The 19,608-nt window shown below is 74.1% G+C and carries 17 protein-coding genes and 2 tRNA genes; 13 read left to right on the top strand and 6 right to left on the bottom strand.

The features are described 5' to 3' along the window. Positions 1 to 2: 2 nt before the first annotated feature. Entirely contained in the window at positions 3 to 1,418 is a 1,416-nt protein-coding gene (locus MODMU_RS21870) for a zinc-dependent metalloprotease (protein WP_014742567.1), read from the bottom strand. A 208-nt stretch (positions 1,419 to 1,626) separates the two neighbouring features. Here MODMU_RS21870 and MODMU_RS21865 point away from each other — a divergent pair, with 208 nt between their 5' ends. The 9 genes from MODMU_RS21865 to MODMU_RS21825 all read left to right on the top strand — a co-directional run bounded on the left by MODMU_RS21865 (position 1,627) and on the right by MODMU_RS21825 (position 11,798). Then, positions 1,627 to 2,649, top strand: coding sequence for a YlbL family protein (locus tag MODMU_RS21865; RefSeq protein WP_014742566.1), 1,023 nt, complete (start codon positions 1,627 to 1,629; stop codon positions 2,647 to 2,649). A 201-nt stretch (positions 2,650 to 2,850) separates the two neighbouring features. Further along, on the top strand, positions 2,851 to 5,865 hold the full coding sequence (locus MODMU_RS21860) for a UPF0182 family membrane protein (RefSeq protein WP_231851906.1): 3,015 nt from the start codon (positions 2,851 to 2,853) through the stop codon (positions 5,863 to 5,865). 78 nt (positions 5,866 to 5,943) lie between these two features. After that, positions 5,944 to 6,017: transfer RNA gene (locus tag MODMU_RS21855), tRNA-Met, on the top strand. 236 nt (positions 6,018 to 6,253) lie between these two features. Then, complete coding sequence (locus MODMU_RS21850; protein WP_014742564.1) at positions 6,254 to 8,353, top strand: DEAD/DEAH box helicase; 2,100 nt, start codon at positions 6,254 to 6,256, stop codon at positions 8,351 to 8,353. Between the two features lie 23 nt (positions 8,354 to 8,376). Beyond that, positions 8,377 to 8,928, top strand: coding sequence for a GNAT family N-acetyltransferase (locus tag MODMU_RS21845; protein ID WP_197537359.1), 552 nt, complete (start codon positions 8,377 to 8,379; stop codon positions 8,926 to 8,928). 53 nt (positions 8,929 to 8,981) lie between these two features. Next, positions 8,982 to 9,058, top strand: a tRNA-Met gene (locus tag MODMU_RS21840). A gap of 108 nt (positions 9,059 to 9,166) precedes the next feature. Then, the gene (galT, locus tag MODMU_RS21835) at positions 9,167 to 10,309 is read left to right on the top strand and encodes a galactose-1-phosphate uridylyltransferase (protein WP_014742561.1); all 1,143 of its coding nucleotides are present in this window, start codon (positions 9,167 to 9,169) and stop codon (positions 10,307 to 10,309) included. Next, positions 10,306 to 11,469, top strand: a complete 1,164-nt coding sequence (galK, locus tag MODMU_RS21830) for a galactokinase (protein WP_014742560.1) — start codon at positions 10,306 to 10,308, stop codon at positions 11,467 to 11,469. Before galT ends, galK begins: the two co-directional genes overlap by 4 nt. Before the next feature lie 38 nt (positions 11,470 to 11,507). Beyond that, a complete protein-coding gene (locus MODMU_RS21825; protein ID WP_014742559.1) occupies positions 11,508 to 11,798 on the top strand; it encodes a GNAT family N-acetyltransferase in 291 nt (96 codons plus the stop codon). A gap of 3 nt (positions 11,799 to 11,801) precedes the next feature. Here MODMU_RS21825 and MODMU_RS21820 read toward each other — a convergent pair whose 3' ends face one another. Continuing rightward, on the bottom strand, positions 11,802 to 12,305 hold the full coding sequence (locus tag MODMU_RS21820; RefSeq protein ID WP_014742558.1) for a VOC family protein: 504 nt from the start codon (positions 12,303 to 12,305) through the stop codon (positions 11,802 to 11,804). 72 nt (positions 12,306 to 12,377) lie between these two features. Here MODMU_RS21820 and MODMU_RS21815 point away from each other — a divergent pair, with 72 nt between their 5' ends. From MODMU_RS21815 to MODMU_RS21805, 3 genes are read left to right on the top strand one after another with little or no spacing between them, the layout of a single operon-like run. Beyond that, on the top strand, positions 12,378 to 13,250 hold the full coding sequence (locus tag MODMU_RS21815) for a polysaccharide pyruvyl transferase family protein (protein WP_014742557.1): 873 nt from the start codon (positions 12,378 to 12,380) through the stop codon (positions 13,248 to 13,250). A 45-nt stretch (positions 13,251 to 13,295) separates the two neighbouring features. Beyond that, on the top strand, positions 13,296 to 14,564 hold the full coding sequence (locus MODMU_RS21810) for a cytochrome P450 (protein ID WP_014742556.1): 1,269 nt from the start codon (positions 13,296 to 13,298) through the stop codon (positions 14,562 to 14,564). Further along, a complete protein-coding gene (locus MODMU_RS21805) occupies positions 14,561 to 14,743 on the top strand; it encodes a ferredoxin (protein ID WP_014742555.1) in 183 nt (60 codons plus the stop codon). The genes MODMU_RS21810 and MODMU_RS21805 overlap by 4 nt, the downstream gene beginning before the upstream one ends. On the opposite strand, the gene MODMU_RS21800 is transcribed toward MODMU_RS21805, so the two are convergent. Together MODMU_RS21800 and MODMU_RS21795 are read right to left on the bottom strand one after the other, a co-directional pair. Then, positions 14,728 to 15,597 (bottom strand): glycosyltransferase family 2 protein, encoded by an 870-nt coding sequence (locus MODMU_RS21800; protein ID WP_014742554.1) that lies wholly within the window; start codon positions 15,595 to 15,597, stop codon positions 14,728 to 14,730. The two genes, MODMU_RS21805 and MODMU_RS21800, sit on opposite strands and share 16 nt — an antisense overlap. Before the next feature lie 56 nt (positions 15,598 to 15,653). Next, a complete protein-coding gene (locus tag MODMU_RS21795; protein WP_014742553.1) occupies positions 15,654 to 15,917 on the bottom strand; it encodes a helix-turn-helix domain-containing protein in 264 nt (87 codons plus the stop codon). 46 nt (positions 15,918 to 15,963) lie between these two features. Between MODMU_RS21795 and map the strand changes: the two genes are divergently transcribed. Continuing rightward, positions 15,964 to 16,734: a type I methionyl aminopeptidase gene (gene map / locus MODMU_RS21790; RefSeq protein ID WP_014742552.1), complete on the top strand. Its 771-nt coding sequence runs from the start codon at positions 15,964 to 15,966 to the stop codon at positions 16,732 to 16,734. A 106-nt stretch (positions 16,735 to 16,840) separates the two neighbouring features. On the opposite strand, the gene MODMU_RS21785 is transcribed toward map, so the two are convergent. Both MODMU_RS21785 and MODMU_RS21780 read right to left on the bottom strand, forming a co-directional pair. Further along, positions 16,841 to 18,004, bottom strand: a complete 1,164-nt coding sequence (locus tag MODMU_RS21785) for a cystathionine gamma-synthase (protein ID WP_014742551.1) — start codon at positions 18,002 to 18,004, stop codon at positions 16,841 to 16,843. Next, on the bottom strand, positions 18,001 to 19,395 hold the full coding sequence (locus MODMU_RS21780) for a cystathionine beta-synthase (RefSeq protein ID WP_014742550.1): 1,395 nt from the start codon (positions 19,393 to 19,395) through the stop codon (positions 18,001 to 18,003). The genes MODMU_RS21785 and MODMU_RS21780 overlap by 4 nt, the downstream gene beginning before the upstream one ends. Positions 19,396 to 19,608: the final 213 nt, after the last annotated feature.

Below are 19,608 nucleotides of genomic sequence, written 5' to 3'. Positions count from 1 at the left end.
CGTCAGGCCTTGGGCTCGGTGCCGTCGGTGCCGGACCCGTCGGTGCCGGGTCGGTCGGTGTCGTCGCCCTCGGGCCGGTCCAGGCCGTCGGTGAGCTCGGCGAAGGGGTCGGCCGCGCCCTGGCGGGCGACGAAGTCCAGCGGCTCGTCGAGGTCCTCGGAGGTCGGCAGCAGGTCCGGGTGCGACCAGAGCCGGTCGCGCTCGGCGGTGCCGTGCTGCTGGGCCATCGCGCCCCAGACGGTGCTGGCGTCGCGCAGCCGCCGCGGCCGAAGCTCCAGCCCGACCAGCGTGGCGAAGGTCTGCTCGGCCGGCCCACCGGAGGCCCGGCGCCGGCGCATCGTCTCGGCCAGGGCCGAGTGCCCGGGCAGCCGCTCGGCCGCCGCCGCGGACACAACGCTGTCCACCCAGCCCTCGACGAGCGCGAGCAGGGTCTCCAGCCGGCGCAGCGCCATCTGCTGCTCGGGGGTCTCCTCGGGCTCGAGGACGCCGCTGCCCAGCAGCCGCTGCACGCTCTCCGGGTCGTTGGGGTCCAGCCCGCCCTCCATGCCGCTCATCGCCTCGTCGAGACCCCGCTGGATCGCCTCCGGGTCGACGTGGATGCCCCGGGCGTAGGCGTGCACGGCGTCGGTGAGCTGCTGGCGCAGCCACGGCACGTGCGCGAACAGCCGCTGGTGGGCGGCCTCGCGGAGGGCGAGGAACAGCCGCACCTCGTCCTCGGGCCGGTCCAGGCCCGCGCCGAAGGCGGTCACGTTCTGCGGCACCAGCACGCCGGCGCCCTTGGGTCCCAGCGGCAGGCCCACGTCGGTGCTGGTGGTCACCTCGTCGGCCAGCTTCGCCAGGGCCTGGCCGACCTGGGCGCCGAACATGACCCCGCCCATCTGGCCCATGATCCCGGCCAGCGGGCCGGCCACCTGGGCGGCCTCCGCCGGCAGCGCGCTGGTCATCGCGGCGACCACGCGCTCGGCCAGCGGGTCGATCAGGGCGGTCCAGGCGGGCAGGGTCTGCTCCACCCAGTCCACCCGCGACCAGGCCAGCCCGCGGTCGATGCCGGAGGGGAGCTCGGTCACCTGGTCCAGCCACAGGTCGGCCAGGCGCAGCGCCTCGCTCACCGCGGCCTGCTCGGCGGCCGACGTCGGCTGGTGGCCGGGAGCCAGCTGGCTGATCGCGCCCTGCCGGGCGAGGTCCCAGTTCACCGGGCCGCCCGACCAGCTCATCAGCTTCTGCAGCTCGGCGAACAGCGGCATCTTGCCCAGCAGGTCCGCCGGGTTGCCGGCGCCGGGGCCGACACCGCCCATCGACCCGAACAGCGCGCCGAGGCCGAACGGGTCGTCGCCGCCCGCGCCACCGCCCTGCCCGGGCTCGTCCCGCTTCTCGGGGTCGCGGTCGGGGAGCCCGAAGCCGAAGGGAAGATCGCTCATGGACCCACCGTAGCCGCGCGCGAGCGCGCTGACCGCCCTCCCGGCGGCTGTCCGTCCGCCCTCAGCGGACTCGCCGGGGCCGCCGACCCAGGGAGGTCACCTACGCTCGCCGTTCGACGGGTGCGCCCGTCGCGGCCACCCGCCGCTGACCTCGTGCCCCCGACGCCCGGGCGGCCGGCTCGCGGGCGGCCGCCCGCGAGGAGGAGCCGTGAGCCGTCGGACCACCGTCCTGGTCACCGGGACGGTGCTGCTGCTGGTCTTCGGGGTGCTCGGTGCCCTGTTGCCGGTGCCCTACGTCGCCCAGGTGCCCGGGCCGACCTACAACACCCTCGGGGACATCGACGGCACGCCGATCATCTCGCTGACCGGCCGTGAGCCCAACGACACCTCGGGCAACCTGAACCTGACCACGGTCGGCATCCCGACCCGGCCGCTCACCCTCGTCGGCGCGGTGCAGGGCTGGTTCGACGACGAGGTCACCGTCGTACCGCGCGAGCAGGTCTACCCCTCCGACCAGTCGGTGGAGGAGACCCAGGCGCAGAACCGGGAGGCCTTCCTCACCTCCGAGCAGGCCGCCCGCGGTGCGGCGCTCGGCGAGCTGGGCTACCCGGAGGAGGTCGTCGTCCAGGACCTCGCCCCGGACTCCCCGTCGGAGGGGCAGCTGGCGGCGGGTGACGCCATCACCGCGGTCGACGGCACCCCCACCCCCACCCAGGACGCGCTCACCGCCGCGCTGGCCGCGATCCCGCCGGGCACCCCGGTCCCGGTGGCCTACACCCGGCTGGGCACCCCCGGCACCGCCACGGTCACCACCGGGACGGCGGCGGACGGCGGCGGCTCGGCGCTGGGCGTGCTGGTCCTCCAGACCCCCTACGCCCCCTTCGACGTCGACATCGAGGTGGACGACGTGGGCGGTCCGTCGGCCGGCCTGATGCTGACCCTGGGGATCATCGACATGGTGGGCGACACCGACCTCACCGAGGGGGCCGTCGTCGCCGGCACCGGCACCATCTCCGCCGACGGCGCGGTCGGCCCGATCGGCGGCATCCCGCTGAAGATGGTCGCCGCCCGCGAGATCGACGCCGAGCTGTTCCTCGTCCCGGCGGACAACTGCGCCGAGGCGCTGCAGAACGCACAGCCGGGCCTGCCGATGGCCCGGGTCGCCACCCTGGACGACGCGCTGACCGCGCTCGCGGACCTCCGGGCCGGCACGACACCGCCGGGCTGCTGACCCCCCTGCCAGGGAGCCGTGATCTGCTTGTGATGCGGTCGGGAACCCGCCGCCCCCGGGAACAGTTGACGGAGCGGACCGTGGTCCGACCGTCGGCGCCCCCGGGGCGTCCGGACCCATCGCGGTCGCCGTGTCCCGTGGCCGGGTCCCCGTGCTCGCCACCTCGTAGGTCGTAGGAAAGACAGGAGACCGACCGTGGCCATGCGGCCCCCCGTGCCGGTGCCGACGCTGTCGCGGCGCGCCAAGCTGGTCATCGGCGTCGTCGCCGTGCTGCTGGTGCTGTTCACCGTCATCGGCACGCTCACCAACGTCTACGTCGACTACCTCTGGTTCGACGAGACCAACTTCACCGAGGTCTTCTGGACCGAGGTCCAGACCCGGGCCCTGCTGTTCGCCGTGGCCGGGGTGGCCACCGGCGGGCTGGTCGCCCTCGCGGTCCACCTCGCGTACCGGTTCCGCCCCACGTTCCGGCCGATGTCGCTGGAGCAGCAGAACCTGGAGCGCTACCGCCAGTCGGTCGAGCCCCGCCGCAAGCTGGTGCTCACCGCCATCGGCGTCGTGCTGGGCCTGTTCGCCGGGTTCACCGCGCAGGGCAGCTGGCAGACCTGGCTGACCTTCCGCAACTCCACCGACTTCGGGCGCACCGACCCAGAGTTCGGCAAGGACATCTCCTTCTTCGTCTTCGACTACCCCTTCTACCGGTTGGCGCTGGGGTTCGCGTTCGCGATCGTCCTGCTGGCGCTGATCGGCTCGCTGCTGACCCACTACGTCTTCGGCGGCCTGCGGCTGCAGACCCCGGGCCAGAAGCTCACCGGTGCTGCCCGCGTGCAGCTGTCGGTGCTGCTGGGGATCTTCCTGGCGCTCAAGGCGGTCGCGTACTGGCTGGACCGGTACGGCACGGTCTACTCCGACCGGGGCACGGTCTACACCGGGGCGTCCTACACCGACGTCAACGCGCTGCTGCCGGCGAAGAACATCCTGGTGTTCGTCGCGGCGATCTGCGCCGTGGCGTTCTTCGCCAACATCTTCTTCCGCAACACCGTGCTGCCGGCCGCCGCGCTGGTGCTGCTGCTGTTCTCCAGCCTGGTCATCGGCGTCGCCTTCCCGGCGATCATGCAGCAGTTCGTCGTCCGGCCCTCGGCGGACCAGAAGGAGGCCGCGTACATCGAGCGGGCCCTGACGTCCACCCGCGACGCCTACCAGCTCTCCGACGTCCAGTACACCGACTACGGCGTCGACACCGCCTCCGGCGACGAGACCGGCACCGACGCCGGCTCCGACGACCCCGCCTCCACGCCGACCACGGCGGACCTGGCCGGCGACGCCGGCACGATCTCCAACGCGCGGCTGCTGGACCCCAACGTGCTGCAGGCGACGTTCCTGGCCCGCCAGCAGATCCGCAACGTCTACGGCTTCCCGGAGAAGCTGGACATCGACCGCTACACGGTCGACGGGGTCACCCAGGACTACGTCGTGGCCGCCCGCGAGCTGGACTCCTCGTCGCTGTCGGGCAACCAGACGAACTGGATCAACCAGCACACCGTCTACACCCACGGCAACGGCTTCGTGGCCGCACCGGCGAACCAGGTGGTGTCCGGGGAGGCCGGCGGTGAGCCCAACTTCACCACCGGTGACCTGCCCACCCGCGGCAACATCGAGGTCGACCAGTCGCGGATCTACTACGGCGAGCTGCTCAACGTGAACGGCACCGACGAGTACTCCGTCGTCGGCAACGCCGAGGACGCCTCCCCGCGCGAGTTCGACCGGCCGCAGAGCGGGTCCGACGGCCAGGTGAACAACACCTACGACGGCGAGGGCGGGGTGTCGATCGGCAGCTTCTTCCGGCAGCTGACCTACGCCATCTACTACCGCGAGCGGAACTTCCTGCTCTCCAGCGCCGTCAACAACGACTCCAAGGTGCTCTACGTCCGCGACCCGCGGGACCGGGTGGAGAAGGCGGCCCCCTACCTGCAGGTCGACGGCGACCCGTACCCCGCCGTCATCGACGGCCGGATCACCTGGATCGTCGACGCCTACACCACCTCGGACGCCTACCCGTACTCCTCGCTGCAGAGCCTGGGCGAGGCGACGACCGACTCGCTGACCGGCACCGGCACCTCGGCGCTGCCCAACGACCAGGTCAACTACGTGTCCAACTCGGTGAAGGCCACGGTCGACGCCTACGACGGCACGGTCACGCTGTACGCCTTCGACGACAGCGACCCGGTGCTGCAGACCTACATGAAGGCGTTCCCGGGCACCGTGCAGCCGGCGAGCGACATCAGCGACGAGCTGCGCAGCCACTTCCGGTACCCGGAGGACCTGTTCAAGCTCCAGCGGGACGTGCTGACCCAGTACCACGTGGACAACCCGTCGGACTTCTACAACGCCAACGACTTCTGGCAGGTCCCGATCGACCCGACGGTCAGCAACAACACCACCGAGCCGCAGCCGCCGTACTACGTGCTGAGCCAGCGGGTGGGGGAGAGCAACTCCACCTTCCAGCTGACCAGCGCGCTCAACGCGCTGCGGCGGGAGAACCTGTCCGCCTACATGACGGTGTCCAGCGACCCGGACACCTACGGCGAGATCCAGGTGCTGCAGCTGCCGGGGAACACCCAGTTCCGCGGACCGCAGCAGGTGTTCCAGTCCTTCAACACCAACAGCGAGGTCCGCAGCCAGCTCACGCTGTTCGACAGCGCCAGCTCCCGGGCGGTGTTCGGCAACCTGCTCACCCTGCCGATCGGCACCAGCGGGCTGCTCTACGTCGAACCGCTGTACGTGCAGGGCACCGCGGAAAACTCGTTCCCGCTGCTGCAGAAGGTGCTGGTCAACTACGGCGACAAGGTCGGCTACGCCGACACGTTCGCCGAGGCGCTGGACCAGGTGTTCGGTGACGGCGCCGGGGACGCGGCCGCCGACAGCGGCACGACCCCGGCACCGACCACGCCTACCTCACCGGCGCCGTCCCCGGCGCCCAGCGAGACCCCGGCGCCGACCCCCGCACCACCGGCGGACGGCGGTGGCGGACCGGTGGACAGCGCGGCGCGTGACGCGGCGGTGACCGCGATCAACGACGCGCTGACCGCCCTCGCCGACGCGACCAGGGCCGGGGACTTCGCGGCGATCGGCCAGGCGCAGGCCCAGCTGCAGGACGCCGTGGAGGCCTACCAGGTGGCCAACGGGCAGACCGCCCCGGCGGGGCCCACGGGCTGAGCCGGAGGGGGCGGCCGCGCGTCGCTGCCGCCCCCTCCCGCCGGCTCCTCCCGAGCTGATGTATGGTGGTCTCACCGACGCGGGGTGGAGCAGCTCGGTAGCTCGCTGGGCTCATAACCCAGAGGTCGCAGGTTCAAATCCTGCCCCCGCTACGACGATGACGCAGCCCTCACAGTCCCTGTGAGGGCTGCTCTCGTAGGTGCGCGCATCTCGAGCGGGCACGACCCGGGGCGCGCAGCCCCGGCCGACCCGCAGGCGCTGGCACCCGCCGGGCACCGGGTCACGGCCCGCCACCCGGCCGGCGCGACGTGCCGTCCGCGGCCGGGTGCCCGCGGTCGACGCCACGTCACCCGCGGCGCCCGCACCGGACGTCCAGGAGGAGGAGTCTGTGGCTCAACGAGGCCGGTCCGCGCCGGGCGCCCGCCGTGCGGCCCCGAGCAAGCAGCGGCGCGAGCCCGAGGACGCGATCGCGGCGCTCGCCCGGACCGTCCGCGGCGTCGAGGCCGCCGTCAAGCGCGGGCCGGTCACGCCCGCGGTGCGCTCGCAGTTCCAGAGCGTCGCCCTGCTGCTGCGCGAGGAGCACGCCCGGGTCCGCGCCGAGCAGGGGGGCAGCGACACCCGCCGGGCCGAGCAGCTCAAGCGCCTCGACGGCATCGGGACGATCCTCGCCAAGACCGCCGTCCGCGACCCCGCCCTGCTGGCGCTGCTGTCCGCGGACGCCGTCGCCGAGCCGCGGACGCCGGCGCGGGACCTCGGCCGCACCACCACCACCGCGCCCGACGAGGCCGCCGCGGCCGAGCCCGCCGCCCCCGAGCGCCGGGTGGTGCCGCAGTCGGTCATCTCCCGGCAGCTGGCCAACCCGTTCCTGGCCCCCGACTTCTCCGCCCCGCGCCCGGTCGTCGCCCGGCCGCGCCGGCTGGGCGGCTGGGAGCTGCTCGGCCCGCTGCTCAGCTCCTTCGAGCGCGCCGGCGGCGGCGCCCCGGCGTGCATGGCGCTGCCTGCGCCGTCCGCCCGCCGGCTGGCCGGTGGGCTGGAGCTGATGCCGCACCAGGCGCAGCTGGTCACCGCGGCCGCCGAGGGGCACCGGACCTTCCTGCTCGCCGACGAGCCCGGCCTGGGCAAGACGGCCCAGGCGCTGCTCGCCGCGGAGGCGGCCGACGCCTACCCGCTGCTCGTGGTCGTGCCGAACGTGGTCAAGACCAACTGGGCCCGCGAGGCCGGCCGCTGGACCCCGCACCGCCCGGCCACCGTCATCCAGGGCGACGGGACCACCGTCGACGGGTTCGCCGACATCGTCGTCGTCAACTACGAGGTGCTGGACCGGCACGTGGGCTGGCTCGGCGACTTCGGCTTCCGCGGGATGGTCGTCGACGAGGCGCACTTCATCAAGAACAAGTCCTCGCAGCGCTCCCAGCACGTGCTGGAGCTCTCCGAGCGGATCCGGTCCCGCACCGTCCGGCCGCTGCTGATGGCGCTCACCGGGACCCCGCTGATCAACGACATCGACGACTTCCGGGCCATCTGGCAGTTCCTCGGCTGGATCGACGAGGGCAAGCCGCTCGGCGAGCTGATGAACGCGCTGGAGGACACCGGCCTCACCCCGGCCGACCCCGGCTTCTACCCCGCGGCGCGGCAGGCCGTGATCGACCAGGGGATCGTCCGGCGCCGCAAGGTCGACGTCGCCGCCGACATCCCCGCCCGCCGCATCGCCGACCTCCCCGTCGAGCTCGACGGGCCGGCCGGCCGGTCGATCCGGGCGGCCGAGCGGGACCTCGCCCGCCGGCTGGTGTCGCGGTACGAGACCGCGCTGGCGGCCCGCCGGTCCGGTGCCGTCGTCGAGGGCATCGACCACGACCTGGTGCGCACGGTGGCCCGCTGGGAGCTCAAGGACGCCAGCACGTCGACGTCGAACGAGAACGTGTTCACCATGATGCGGCGCATCGGCCAGGCGAAGGCCGGCCTCGCCGCCGACTACGCCGCGCAGCTCGCGCGCAGCGCCGGCAAGGTGGTGTTCTTCGCCAAGCACGTCGACGTGATGGACGTCGCCGAGGAGACCTTCGGCAAGCAGGGCATCCGGTTCGCCTCCATCCGCGGTGACCAGACCCCGGGCGCGCGGCAGCGGAACATCGACGCCTTCGTGCGGGACCCCGAGGTCACCATCGCGGTCTGCTCGCTGACCGCCGCGGGCGTGGGGCTGAACCTCCAGGTCGCGTCCAACCTGGTGCTCGCCGAGCTGTCCTGGACCGACGCGGAGCAGACCCAGGCCATCGACCGCGCGCACCGCATCGGCCAGACCGAGCCGGTCACCGCGTGGCGGATCATCGCCGCGCAGACGATCGACGCCCGGATCGCCGAGCTGATCGACAGCAAGGCCGGCCTCGCCGCCCGCGCCCTCGACGGCTCGGAGGAGGAGGTCGGCTCCTCCGCCGACGTCCAGCAGGACGCCCTGGTCGCGCTGCTGACCGACGCGCTGTCGGCGTCGGTCTAGCCGCGGGCTCCCGGGTGGAGGGCGTGGCGGGCCGCACCCCTGCCGAGGTGCGGCCGGCCGACGTCGCCGACGCCGCCGGGATCGCCGAGGTCTACCGCCCGTACGTCACCGGGTCGGTGGCCTCGTTCGAGACGGTCGCCCCGGACGCCGCCGAGCTGGCCCGGCGGATGCTCGCCGCACCCCGGCTGCCGTGGTTCGTGGCCTGCCGGGACGGCGCGGTGGTCGGCTACGCCTACGCCGGCCGGCACCGCAGCCGGGCGGCCTACCGGTGGTCGGTCGACTGCTCGGTGTACCTGACCGCGGGGGAGCAGGGTGCCGGTACCGGCCGGGCGCTGTACGCGCGGCTGCTCCCGGAGCTCGCCGCGCTCGGCCACGTCACCGCCTTCGCCGGGATCGCGCTGCCCAACCCGGCCAGCGTCGGCCTGCACACCGCGGTCGGCTTCACCCCCGTCGGGGTGTACCGCGCCGCCGGCTTCAAGGCCGGGCGGTGGCACGACGTCGGCTGGTTCCAGCTGCCGCTGCGCGAGCCCCCGCCGGTGCCCGAGGAGCCGGCCGGGTGGGCGCCCCCGGGCTGACCCGCACCCCGGTGCAGGACCGCGGCGCGGCTGGGGTAACGTTCTCCCTGCGACGCGGGGTGGAGCAGCTCGGTAGCTCGCTGGGCTCATAACCCAGAGGTCACAGGTTCAAATCCTGTCCCCGCTACCAACCGGAGGGCCCGGTCACCGCACCACGGTGACCGGGCCCTCCGTCCGTGTGTGCAGACTCGCTCTGCACGCCCGGGCGACGCCGATCTGAGGTGGAGGTAGGACAGGCATGGACGCGGTTCCCGCGGCAGCGGCCCAGCGGTGGCCGGGCCGGATCACCGAGCGCACGCTGGCCGACGGCCGGCCGATCCTGTACTTCGACGACCAGGACACGCCCGGCCCGGTGCACGAGGCCGCCGACGTCCGGCCGCTGGGTGAGCCGCCGCACGCCGGCGAGATCCGCTACGACGTCCTGACCGGCGAGTGGGTCACGATAGCCGGGCACCGGATGAACCGCACCTTCCTGCCGAGCGCGGCCGACTGCCCCCTGGACCCGACCGTCAACCCGGCCCGGCCGACCGAGGTGCCCGACAGCAGCTACGACGTCGCCGTCTTCGCCAACCGCTTCCCGAGCTTCGCCCCGCTGACCGTCGGCCCCGCGGCGGACGCCCCGCCGCCGCCCTTCGGCCCCGCCGACCGCCCCGCCTACGGCCACTGCGACGTCGTCGTCTTCTCCAGCGACCACGACGCGGCCGTCGCCGACCTGTCCGCGGCGCGGATGCGCACCATCGTCGAGGCGTGGGCGCAGCGGACGTCGGCGCACTCGGCCGACCCGGGGGTCGCCGAGGTGTTCGTGTTCGAGAACAGCGGCCAGGAGATCGGCGTGACGCTGAGCCACCCGCACGGGCAGGTCTACGCCTACCCGACGGTGCCGCCGCGCTCCGGCCAGCTGGTCGAGCGGGCCCGGCAGCACCGGCAGGCGACCGGGGGCAACCTGCTCGCCGACGTGCTCGCCGCCGAGCAGGCCGAGGGCACCCGGGTGGTGCTGCGCGGCGAGCACTTCACCGCCTACGTGCCGCGCGCCGCCCGCTGGCCGGTGGAGGTCCACCTGGCCCCGCACCGCGACGTCCCCGACCTCGCCGCGCTGGACGACGCCGAGCGCGCCGAGCTCGCGCTGGTCTACCAGGAGCTGCTGCGCCGGGTGAACCGCTTCCACCCCGGCGTCGACCGGGTGCCCTACATCTCCGGCTGGCACCAGGCGCCGACCGGCGAGGACCGCGACCTGGGCCGGCTGCACCTGCAGCTGTTCTCGCTGCTGCGCGCCCCGGGCAAGCTGAAGTACCTGGCCGGCTCGGAGTCCGGCGCGGGCGCGTGGATCAACGACACGACCCCCGAGCGGATCGCCGACCGGCTGCGCGAGGTGGCGTCGTGAGCGGCGCGGAGCAGCAGGCCCGCGAGGCCGTCGCCGCGCTGCGGGACGCCTGGGGCACCGAGCCGGACGGTGTCTGGACCGCACCGGGCCGGGTCAACCTGATCGGCGAGCACGTCGACTACAACGGCGGCCGCTGCCTGCCGATGGCCCTCACCCGGGTCACCGCCGCGGCGGTGCGCCGCCGGGACGACGACCGGGTCCGGCTGACCAGCACCGACCCGGACGCCGAGCCGTTCGAGGGGACCCTCGCCGACCTCGGCCCCGGCCAGGTCAGCGGCTGGGCGGCCTACGCGGCCGGCACGCTGTGGTCGCTGCAGCAGGCGGGCATCGAGGTGCCCGGCCTGGACATGGCCGTGAGCAGCGACGTGCCGCTCGGCGCCGGGCTGTCCAGCTCGGCGTCGCTGGAGGCGGCGGTGGCGCTGTCGGCCGCCGAGCTCGCCGGCCGGACCGACGACCAGCAGCTCCGCCACCTGCTCATCCAGGCCGCGATCCGGGCCGAGAACGAGGTCGTGGGCGCCGGCACCGGCGGCATGGACCAGACCGTCGCGCTGCTGGCCGAGGAGGGCTCGGCGCTGCTCATCCACACCCGCGACTTCCGCACCGAGCCGGTGCAGCTCGGACTGGCCGAGGCCGGCCTGGAGCTGATGGTCATCGACACCCGGGTCAAGCACACGCTCGCCGACGGTCAGTACGCCAAACGCCGGGCCGACTGCGACGAGGCCGCCCGGCAGCTCGGCCTGGAGTGGCTCAGCGACGCCACCCCGGCCGACGTCGAGCGGCTGGCCGACCCCCGGCTGCAGGCCCGCACCCGGCACGTCGTGTCCGAGAACCAGCGCGTCGACAGGGTCGTCGAGCTGGTGCGCGCCGGGCGGGTGGCCGAGATCGGCCCGCTGCTCGACGCCTCGCACGCCTCGCTGCGCGACGACTACGAGGTGTCGGCGGTGGAGCTGGACGTCGTCGTCGAGGCGGCCCGCTCGGCGGGTGCGCTCGGCGCCCGGATGGTCGGCGGCGGCTTCGGCGGCTCGGCCATCGCGCTGATCCGCTCCGCGGACGCCGCGGCGGTCGACCGCGCCGTCGTCGCCGCCTGCGGGGAGCGCGGGCTGACCGAGCCCGCCACCCTCACGGTGACCTCCGGACCGGCGGCCCGTCGGCTGTCCTGATGGGAACAGCCCGGCCGGGGGCAGGGTTCGCAGAGGGCATGGAGCCGACCGTCATCGACGTCCCCGAGGCCGACCGCTACGAGATCCGGGACGGCGACCGCCGGCTCGGCCTGGCCGCCTACCAGCGCCGCGGCGACCAGGTGGTGTTCACCCACACCGAGGTCGACAGCGACTCGGAGCACTCCGGGCTGGGCGGCACCCTGGTGCGCGCGGCGCTCGACGACGTCCGCAGCAAGGGCGGGACCGTCGTCCCGCTGTGCCCGTTCGTCCGCGGCTGGATCGAGCGCCACCCCGAGTACAAGGACCTCGTCGCAGCCCGGGAGTCCTGACCGCTAGAGCACGTGCTCGCCGTACATCTCGCCGAGCGGGTCGGCGATGAGCTCGATCCGGGCGCCGTCGGGGTCGCGGAAGTACACCGAGACGCCGCTGTGCACCACGTGCTCGATGCCGGCCTCGGTGAGCCGCTCGACCAGGGCCTCCCAGCGCTGCGGCTCGACGCTGATCGCCACGTGGTGCAACCCGCCCAGCACCTCGGCGTACGGGCCGACGTCCAGGCCGGGGAAGTCGAAGAACGCCAGCAGGTTGCCGTTGCCGATGTCGAAGAAGAAGTGCGAGGAACCGGGGTAGTCGCGGTTCTCGATCAGCTCGGTGAGCGGGAAGCCCAGCACGTCCTGGTAGAAGCGGATCGTCGTCTCCACGTCGCTGCTGACCAGCGCCGTGTGGTGCAGGCCGCGGGCGGTCGAGGCCGGGCGCTCGCCCGAGGGGCGCAGGTGCGCGTCGCGGATGCGGGCCCGCCGGGCGCTGAGCTCGGTCGGGTCGGGTGCGGTCGTGCTCACGTCGTCCTCCTGGGTGGGGCCGGGGCCCGGGTCGGGCGTCGCCGCCCATTCTGGGCCTGACAGGCTGAGGGCATGCGCGTCCTGGTCACCGGGTGGTTCAGCTTCGACGAGGTGATCGCCACCATCGGCGACGAGCTGGGGGCCGACGTCGTCGTCGGCTGGCTCACCGAGCTGGGGGTCGACCACGACGTCGCGTGGGCTCCCTACCTCGGGCGTGGGCCGCACTGGCGGGACCTCGACCCGGCCGACTACACCCACCTGGTGTTCGTCAGCGGCCCGTTGATGGACATGCCGCTGCTCCAGGAGCTGACCGCGGCCTTCGCGCACGCGCAGCGCTGGGCGGTCAACGTCTCGGTGGTCCCGGACGATGCGCGGCCGCTGTTCCACCGGGTGTGGGAGCGGGACGCCCGCGGGGTGGCCCGGCCCGACCTGGCCATCGCCACGACCACGCCGGACGTGCCGGTGCTGGCCGTCGCCTTCGCCCCGGCGCAGGAGGAGTACGGCTCCCGCAGCCAGGCCGCGCAGGTGCGGGCGACGATCGAGGGCTGGCTCGGAGCCCGCGGGATCCCGTGGTTCGAGCTGGACATGGACCTGTACGACAAGCCGTACGAGCGCTTCCCCGCGCAGGTCGAGGCGCTCGTCCGGCGGGCCGACGCGGTGGTCAGCATGCGGCTGCACGCGCTGGTGCTGGGGCTGGCGCACGGCGTCCCGGTGATCGCCTGCGACGCGATCGTCGGCGGCGCGAAGGTCAGCGCCCAGGCGGCCGCGCTGGGCTGGCCGGTGGTGCTGCGGGCCGGCGAGCTGGACCCGGCCACGCTGGACGCGGCCCTCGAGCACGTGCTGTCGGGCACGCTGGGCGACGCGCTCGCCGAGGCCCGGCGGCGCGGGGCGGCCGGCAACGCGGAGGCGCGGGCGTGGTTCGTGGCGCAGCTCGCGGAGGGCTGACCGCAGGGCTGTGACCGCGGTCACCGCTCGGCTAGCGTGTCCTCCGTGTCGACGCCGACGCTGGACGCCATCGACCTGTCCGACCGGGAGTTCTGGGGCGCGCCGCCGGAGCAGCGGCACGCGGTCTTCGACCTGCTGCGGCGGGAGAGCCCGTTCGCCTTCTTCGCCGAGCCCGTCGTCCCCTACATCCCCGTCGGCCCCGGCTACCACGCGGTCACCCGGTACGCCGACGTCGAGGCGATCAGCAGCCAGCCGGCGCTGTTCGCCTCCGGCTCGGGGGCGGTCTCGATCGCCGACATGCCGCCGGACCTCAACGAGTTCTACGGCTCGCTGATCAGCATGGACGACCCGCGGCACGGCAAGATCCGGCGGATCGTGGCGAAGGCGTTCACGCCCCGGGTGCTCGAGGGGCTCGTCGGCAACGTGCAGGCGGTCGTCGACGACGTGGTCGCCCGGGCCCGGCAGCGCGCCGCGGACGGCGACGGCACCATCGACGTCGTGGCCGACCTGGCCGCGCCGATCCCGCTGCGGGTCATCTGCGACATGATGGGCATCCCGGACGACGACCGGCCGATGGTGCTGCACCAGTCGAACGTGATCCTCTCCGGCGGTGACCCCGAGCTCGTCGAGGACGAGGAGCTGATGGTCACCGCGTTCCTCAAGGCGGGGGAGGTGCTCGCCGGGCTGATGACCCGGCTGGCCGTCGAGCGGCGCGCCCGCCCGACCGACGACCTGACCACCGCGCTGGTCACCACCGAGGTCGACGGCGAGCGGCTGACCGCGCAGGAGATCGCCTCGTTCTTCATCCTGCTGCTGGTCGCCGGCAACGAGACCACCCGCAACGCCCTCTCCCAGGGCGTGCTCGCGCTGTCCGAGCACCCCGCCGAGCGGGACCGCTGGGCGGCCGATCCGGGGATCACCCGCACCGCGGTCGAGGAGGTCGTCCGCTGGACCAGCCCGATCACCTGGATGCGGCGCACCGCGACCCAGGACGTCGAGCTGTCCGGGCAGGCGTTCCCCGCGGGCTCGAAGTTCCTGCTGTTCTACGGCGCCGCCAACCGGGACCCTGCCGTCTTCGCCGACCCGCACCGGTTCGACCTGACCCGCGACCCCAACCCGCACGTCGGCTTCGGCTCCCGCGGCCCGCACTTCTGCCTCGGCGCCCACCTGGCCCGCCGGGAGATCGGCGTCGCGTTCCAGGCCTTCGCCCGGGAGCTCCCCGACCTGGAGGTCTGTGGTGAGCCGGCCCGGCTGCAGTCGTCGTTCGTCAACGGGCTGAAGCGGCTGCCGGCCCGGCTGACCGGGCTGCGATGACCCGGGTCGTGGTGGACCGGGAGGTCTGCATGGGCGCCGGGGTGTGCGAGATGGAGGCGCCGGAGGTCTTCGAGCTCGACGCCGACGGGGTGCTGCAGGTGCACGAGATCACCGATCTGACCGCGGTGGAGACCGCCGTCCGGGCCTGCCCGACGGGGGCGCTTCAGCTGGTCGACTGAGCCAGCGGCCGCTGGGCCGTGGCGAACCGCTGCTCCACCCCGGCCGGGACCGGGCGGCGCTGCCGCAGCGCCGCGGGCAGCCGGCGCAGCAGCCCGGCCAACGCCCGGCGGGCAGCCGGCTCGCGCATCGCCCGGCGGGTGAGCCGGCCGGTGGCGGCCAGGGCCACCGGCAGCGGCCGGCGCAGCCAGTCGACCAGGACGTCATTGCGGGTCTGCAGCGCCCACCGGGTCGGGGTCGGGCGGTCCGGGCCGGCCGGGCCGTGCCAGGCGACGACGTCCTCGGTGAACACCTGCTGCCAGCCGGCCGTGGCCAGGTCGAGGGCGAGCAGGTGCTCCTCGCCGCCGAAGAACAGCAGCGGGGAGAAGCCCCCGACGGCCAGGTGGGCGTCGCGCCGGACCACCGCGGCGAAGGCGGGCCAGCTGAGCACGTCCGGCCCGGCGGGAGAGCGGCCGAGCAGCGCCCGGCGGTGCTTGCGGGTGACGGCGTCCTCCCTGCCGTCGGCGGCCATCCGCACCCGGCCCACGACGACGGCCACCTCGGGGTGGGCGTCGAGCAGGTCGGCGGCGGTCTCCAGCGCGCCCGGCTCCCACCAGGAGTCGTCGTCGGCGAAGGCCACGTACGGCGTGCGGGCCAGCCGGACACCGTGCGTGCGGGCGACCGCGCCCGTGTTGGCGGGCAGTTCGAGCACCTCGACGTCCGGATGCGCGCTCCGGACAGCGGCGGCGGTGCCGTCGGTGGAGGCGTTGTCGACCACGACCACCGGGACGTCGCCGCCCAGGCGCGCCAGCGTGCGCAGCAGCGACGCGCGGCGGTCCCGGGTGGCGATCACGACGGTGACCCGGGGCTCGCGCACCGGGCAGGCCTACCCGCGCCGAGTGCCACCCAAAGCGCGCCTTCGGTGGCGGGGTGTCACGCCGGGACCGCGGCGCCCGTGTCGTCCAGGGCGCGGGCCAGCTCGTCCAGGGGTAGGCCGAGGGTGCGGGCCAGCGCGGTGACGGTGAAGAACGCCGGCGTGGGCACCCGCCCGGACTCGATCTTGCGCAGCGCCTCGAGGCTCACGCCGGACGCGGTGGCGACCTCGCCGGGGGAGCGGTCGCCCCGGGCCGAGCGGAGCAGTGCACCCAGCCGGCGACCCCGGTCGCGCTCGGCAGGGGTCAGCGGTGGTCGGACCATGGTCGTGATACTAATACCGGGATACCTGTACCGGAAGGACGACGACGTGATCGAACTGCGCACGCCCGGCGAGCTCGAGGCGATGCGGGCCGCCGGCGCGGTGGTGGCCGACATGCTGGCGGCCGTGCGGGCAGCCGCGGCCCCGGGCGTCCGGCTCACCCAGCTGGACGAGGTGGCCCGGGGCGTCCTGGCCGACGCGGGCGCGACCTCCCCGTTCCTCGGCTACGCCCCGCTCCGCACCACCCCGCCGTTCCCCGGCGTCGTCTGCCTGTCGGTGAACGACGTCGCCCTGCACGGGATCCCGACCACGCAGGAGCTCGCCGACGGCGACCTGCTCAGCGTCGACGCCGGTGCCACGCTCGACGGCTGGGTCGGCGACGCGGCGATCACCTTCCCGGTGGGCACGCCGCGGCCGGCGGACCTGGAGCTGGTCGACACCACCACCCGCGCGCTGGCGGCCGGCATCGCGGCCGCCGTCCCGGGCAACCGGGTCGGTGACATCTCGGCGGCCATCGCGGCGGTGGGCCGGGCCGGTGGCTGCGGCATCAACACCGACCAGGGCGGCCACGGCGTGGGGCGGACGATGCACGCCGACCCGCACGTCCCGAACGAGGGCCGGGCCGGGCGCGGGGTGCCGCTGCGCGCCGGCCTGGTGATCGCCATCGAGCCGTGGTTCCTCGCCGGCGGGCACGACGACTACCGGGTGGACGCCGACGGCTGGACCTTGCGCAGCGCCGACGGCAGCCGCGCCGCCCACGTCGAGCACACCGTCGCCGTCACCGACGACGGCCCCCGCATCCTCACGACAACACGGTGATCCTCACGGACCACACCGCGACCAGGAGCCGTCCCGACCTGGGCTGAGCCGATTCGTCGCGCTTGCGCGGGAGCCTCCGGCCCCCACTCGGCGCGAGCAACTGCACTCAGTGAGTTCCCAGCGCTCCTTCCAGGTCGGCGAGGAGGTCCTCGACGTCCTCGATGCCGACCGACAGCCGGACCAGGTCGGCGGGCACCTCGAGCGGCGACCCGGCGGCGCTGGCGTGGGTCATCCGGTGCGGGTGCTCGATCAGCGACTCGACGCCGCCGAGGGACTCGGCCAGCGTGAACAGCGACGTGCGCTCGCACACCCGCAGCGCCGCCTCCTCACCGCCGCGCAGCCGGAACGAGAGCATCCCGCCGAAGCCGGACATCTGCTTCGCCGCGATGTCGTGGTTGCGGTGCTGGGGGAGGCCCGGGTAGAGGACGTCGCCCACGGCGGGGTGCTCCAGCAGCCACTCGGCGATCCGGCCGGCGTTGGCGCTGTGCCGCTCCACCCGGACGCCGAGCGTCTTCAGGCTGCGCAGCACCAGCCATGAGTCGAACGGGCCGGCGACCGCGCCCATCGCGTTCTGGTGGTAGGCCAGCCGCTCGCCCAGCTCGGCGTCGGAGACGACCAGCGCGCCCCCGACGACGTCGGAGTGCCCGCCGAGGTACTTCGTCGTCGAGTGGACGACGACGTCGGCGCCCAGCGTCAGCGGCTGCTGCAGGTACGGGCTGGCGAAGGTGTTGTCGACCACCAGCAGCGTGCCCGAGGAGTGCGCGATCTCGGCCAGCGCGGCGATGTCGGAGATGTTGAGCAGCGGGTTGCTGGGCGTCTCGCACCAGACCACCCGGGTGGTCTCCGGGGCCACGGCGGCGCGGACGGCGTCGAGGTCGTTGAGGTCGACCGGCTGGTGGCTGATGCCCCAGGGCTCGAGCACCTTGGAGATGAGCCGGTAGGTGCCGCCGTAGGCGTCGCCGCCGAGCACGATCGAGTCGCCCGGTCGGCAGACGGTGCGCAGCAGGGTGTCCTCGGCCGCCAGCCCGGAGGCGAAGGCGAACCCGCGGGTGCCCTGCTCGAGCGCGGCCAGCGCCGTCTGCAGGGTGTCCCGGGTGGGGTTGGCGCTGCGGCTGTACTCGTACCCGCCGCGCAGCCCGCCGACGCCGTCCTGCTTGTAGGTGGTCGTCAGGTGCAGCGGCGGGATGACCGCACCGGTCGCCGGGTCCGGTTCCTGGCCGGCGTGGATGGCGCGGGTGTTGAAGCCCTGCGCATCGACTCGGGAGCTCATGACCCGACCGTAGGCGTGATGCCGACGAGGTGGCCGAGGACGTCCTGCCGGGTCACGACGCCGGCCGGCTTGCCGTCGACGTGCACCAGCAGCGCGTCGGCGTCGCCCAGGGCGCTCACTGCCGCGGTCACCGGCTCACCGGACCCGATGATGGGCAGCGGGGCGGACATGTGCCGCTCCACCGGGTCGGCCAGCGTGGCGCGACCGGAGAACAGCGCGTCCAGCAGCGTCTTCTCCGCCACCGAGCCGACCACCTCACCGGCGGTCACCGGCGGCTCGGCCCGGACCACGGGCAGTTGGCTGACGCCGTACTCGCGGAGGATGTCGATCGCGTCGCGGACGGTCTCGTTCGGGTGGGTGTGCACCAGGGTGGGGGTGCTCCCGGACTTGGTGTCCAGCAGTTCCCCGACGGTCTCGCCGCCACCGGCGTCCAGGAAGCCGTAGTCGGCCATCCACTCGTCGTTGAAGATCTTGTTGAGGTAGCCGCGGCCGCCGTCGGGCAGCAGCACCACCAGGACGTCGTCCTTGGTCAGCCGCTCGGCGACGCGGAGCGCGGCGACGACGGCCATCCCGCAGGAGCCGCCGACCAGCAGCCCCTCCTCGCGGGCCAGCCGCCGGGTCATCGCGAAGGAGTCGCCGTCGGAGACCGCGATGATCTCGTCGGCGACCGTGCGGTCGTAGGCGTCGGGCCAGAAGTCCTCGCCGACCCCCTCCACCAGGTAGGGACGCCCGGTGCCCCCGGAGTACACCGAGCCCTCCGGGTCGGCGCCGATCACCTGCACGCGGCCGCCGCTGGCCTCCTTGAGGTAGCGGCCGACGCCGGAGATGGTGCCGCCGGTGCCCGCACCGGTGACGAAGTGTGTGACCCGACCGTCGGTCTGCGACCAGATCTCCGGGCCGGTGGTCTCGTAGTGCGAGCGCGGGTTGGCCGGGTTGGAGTACTGGTCGGCCTTCCAGCCGCCGACGGTCTCCCGGGCCAGCCGGTCGGAGACCGAGTAGTAGGAGCGCGGGTCGGCCGGGTCGACGGCGGTGGGGCAGACGTGCACCTCGGCGCCGTAGGCCTTGAGCACGTTGATCTTCTCCTGGCCCACCTTGTCCGGGCAGACGAAGACGCACTTGTAGCCGCGGGTCTGGGCCACGATCGCCAGCCCGATCCCGGTGTTCCCGCTGGTGGGCTCAATGATCGTGCCGCCGGGCCGGAGCAGCCCCGCGGCCTCGGCCGCCTCCACCATCCGCAGCGCGATCCGGTCCTTCACCGAACCGCCCGGGTTGACGTACTCGACCTTGGCCAGCACCAGCGGTGCATCGGGCCCCAGGTGGTCGGTCACGGACCGCAGTCGCACCAGCGGGGTGTTCCCGATCAGCTCGACGACGGACTCGGCGTACTGCACGCGTGCCTCCTCTGCCCCCGCGGCGGCCGTGCACCGCCGCGTGCGGACACCGCCATCCCACCAGACGCAGCCGTCCGCGGGGTGGTCGGTCCGGCCGGCCGGGCCCCGTGACGGAGGTCCCACGGTGGATCGACGGGGGAGTGGGTAGGCACCTGCCAGCCGAGGGTCAGCCACCGCCCAGCCGGTAGTCAGCTCCCGAAGGCAAGGTGCAGG

Origin of the sequence: Modestobacter italicus (assembly GCF_000306785.1) — a bacterium.
In the GTDB taxonomy this organism is placed as follows: Bacteria; Actinomycetota; Actinomycetes; order Mycobacteriales; family Geodermatophilaceae; genus Modestobacter; species Modestobacter italicus.
Note: the sequence above shows the minus strand (reverse complement) of the source record. Positions and strands in the feature narration are given on the sequence as shown.

Excerpts from the sequence above, each read along its gene's own strand:
- MODMU_RS21815 (WP_014742557.1), top strand. The coding sequence starts at position 12,378 with ATGCGCGTCCTGGTCACCGGGTGGTTCAGCTTCGACGAGGTGATCGCC.
- MODMU_RS21785 (WP_014742551.1), bottom strand. The coding sequence starts at position 18,004 with ATGAGCTCCCGAGTCGATGCGCAGGGCTTCAACACCCGCGCCATCCAC.
- MODMU_RS21860 (WP_231851906.1), top strand. The coding sequence starts at position 2,851 with ATGCGGCCCCCCGTGCCGGTGCCGACGCTGTCGCGGCGCGCCAAGCTG.
- MODMU_RS21825 (WP_014742559.1), top strand. The coding sequence starts at position 11,508 with ATGGAGCCGACCGTCATCGACGTCCCCGAGGCCGACCGCTACGAGATC.
- MODMU_RS21795 (WP_014742553.1), bottom strand. The coding sequence starts at position 15,917 with ATGGTCCGACCACCGCTGACCCCTGCCGAGCGCGACCGGGGTCGCCGG.
- MODMU_RS21805 (WP_014742555.1), top strand. The coding sequence starts at position 14,561 with ATGACCCGGGTCGTGGTGGACCGGGAGGTCTGCATGGGCGCCGGGGTG.
- galT (WP_014742561.1), top strand. The coding sequence starts at position 9,167 with ATGGACGCGGTTCCCGCGGCAGCGGCCCAGCGGTGGCCGGGCCGGATC.
- MODMU_RS21870 (WP_014742567.1), bottom strand. The coding sequence starts at position 1,418 with ATGAGCGATCTTCCCTTCGGCTTCGGGCTCCCCGACCGCGACCCCGAG.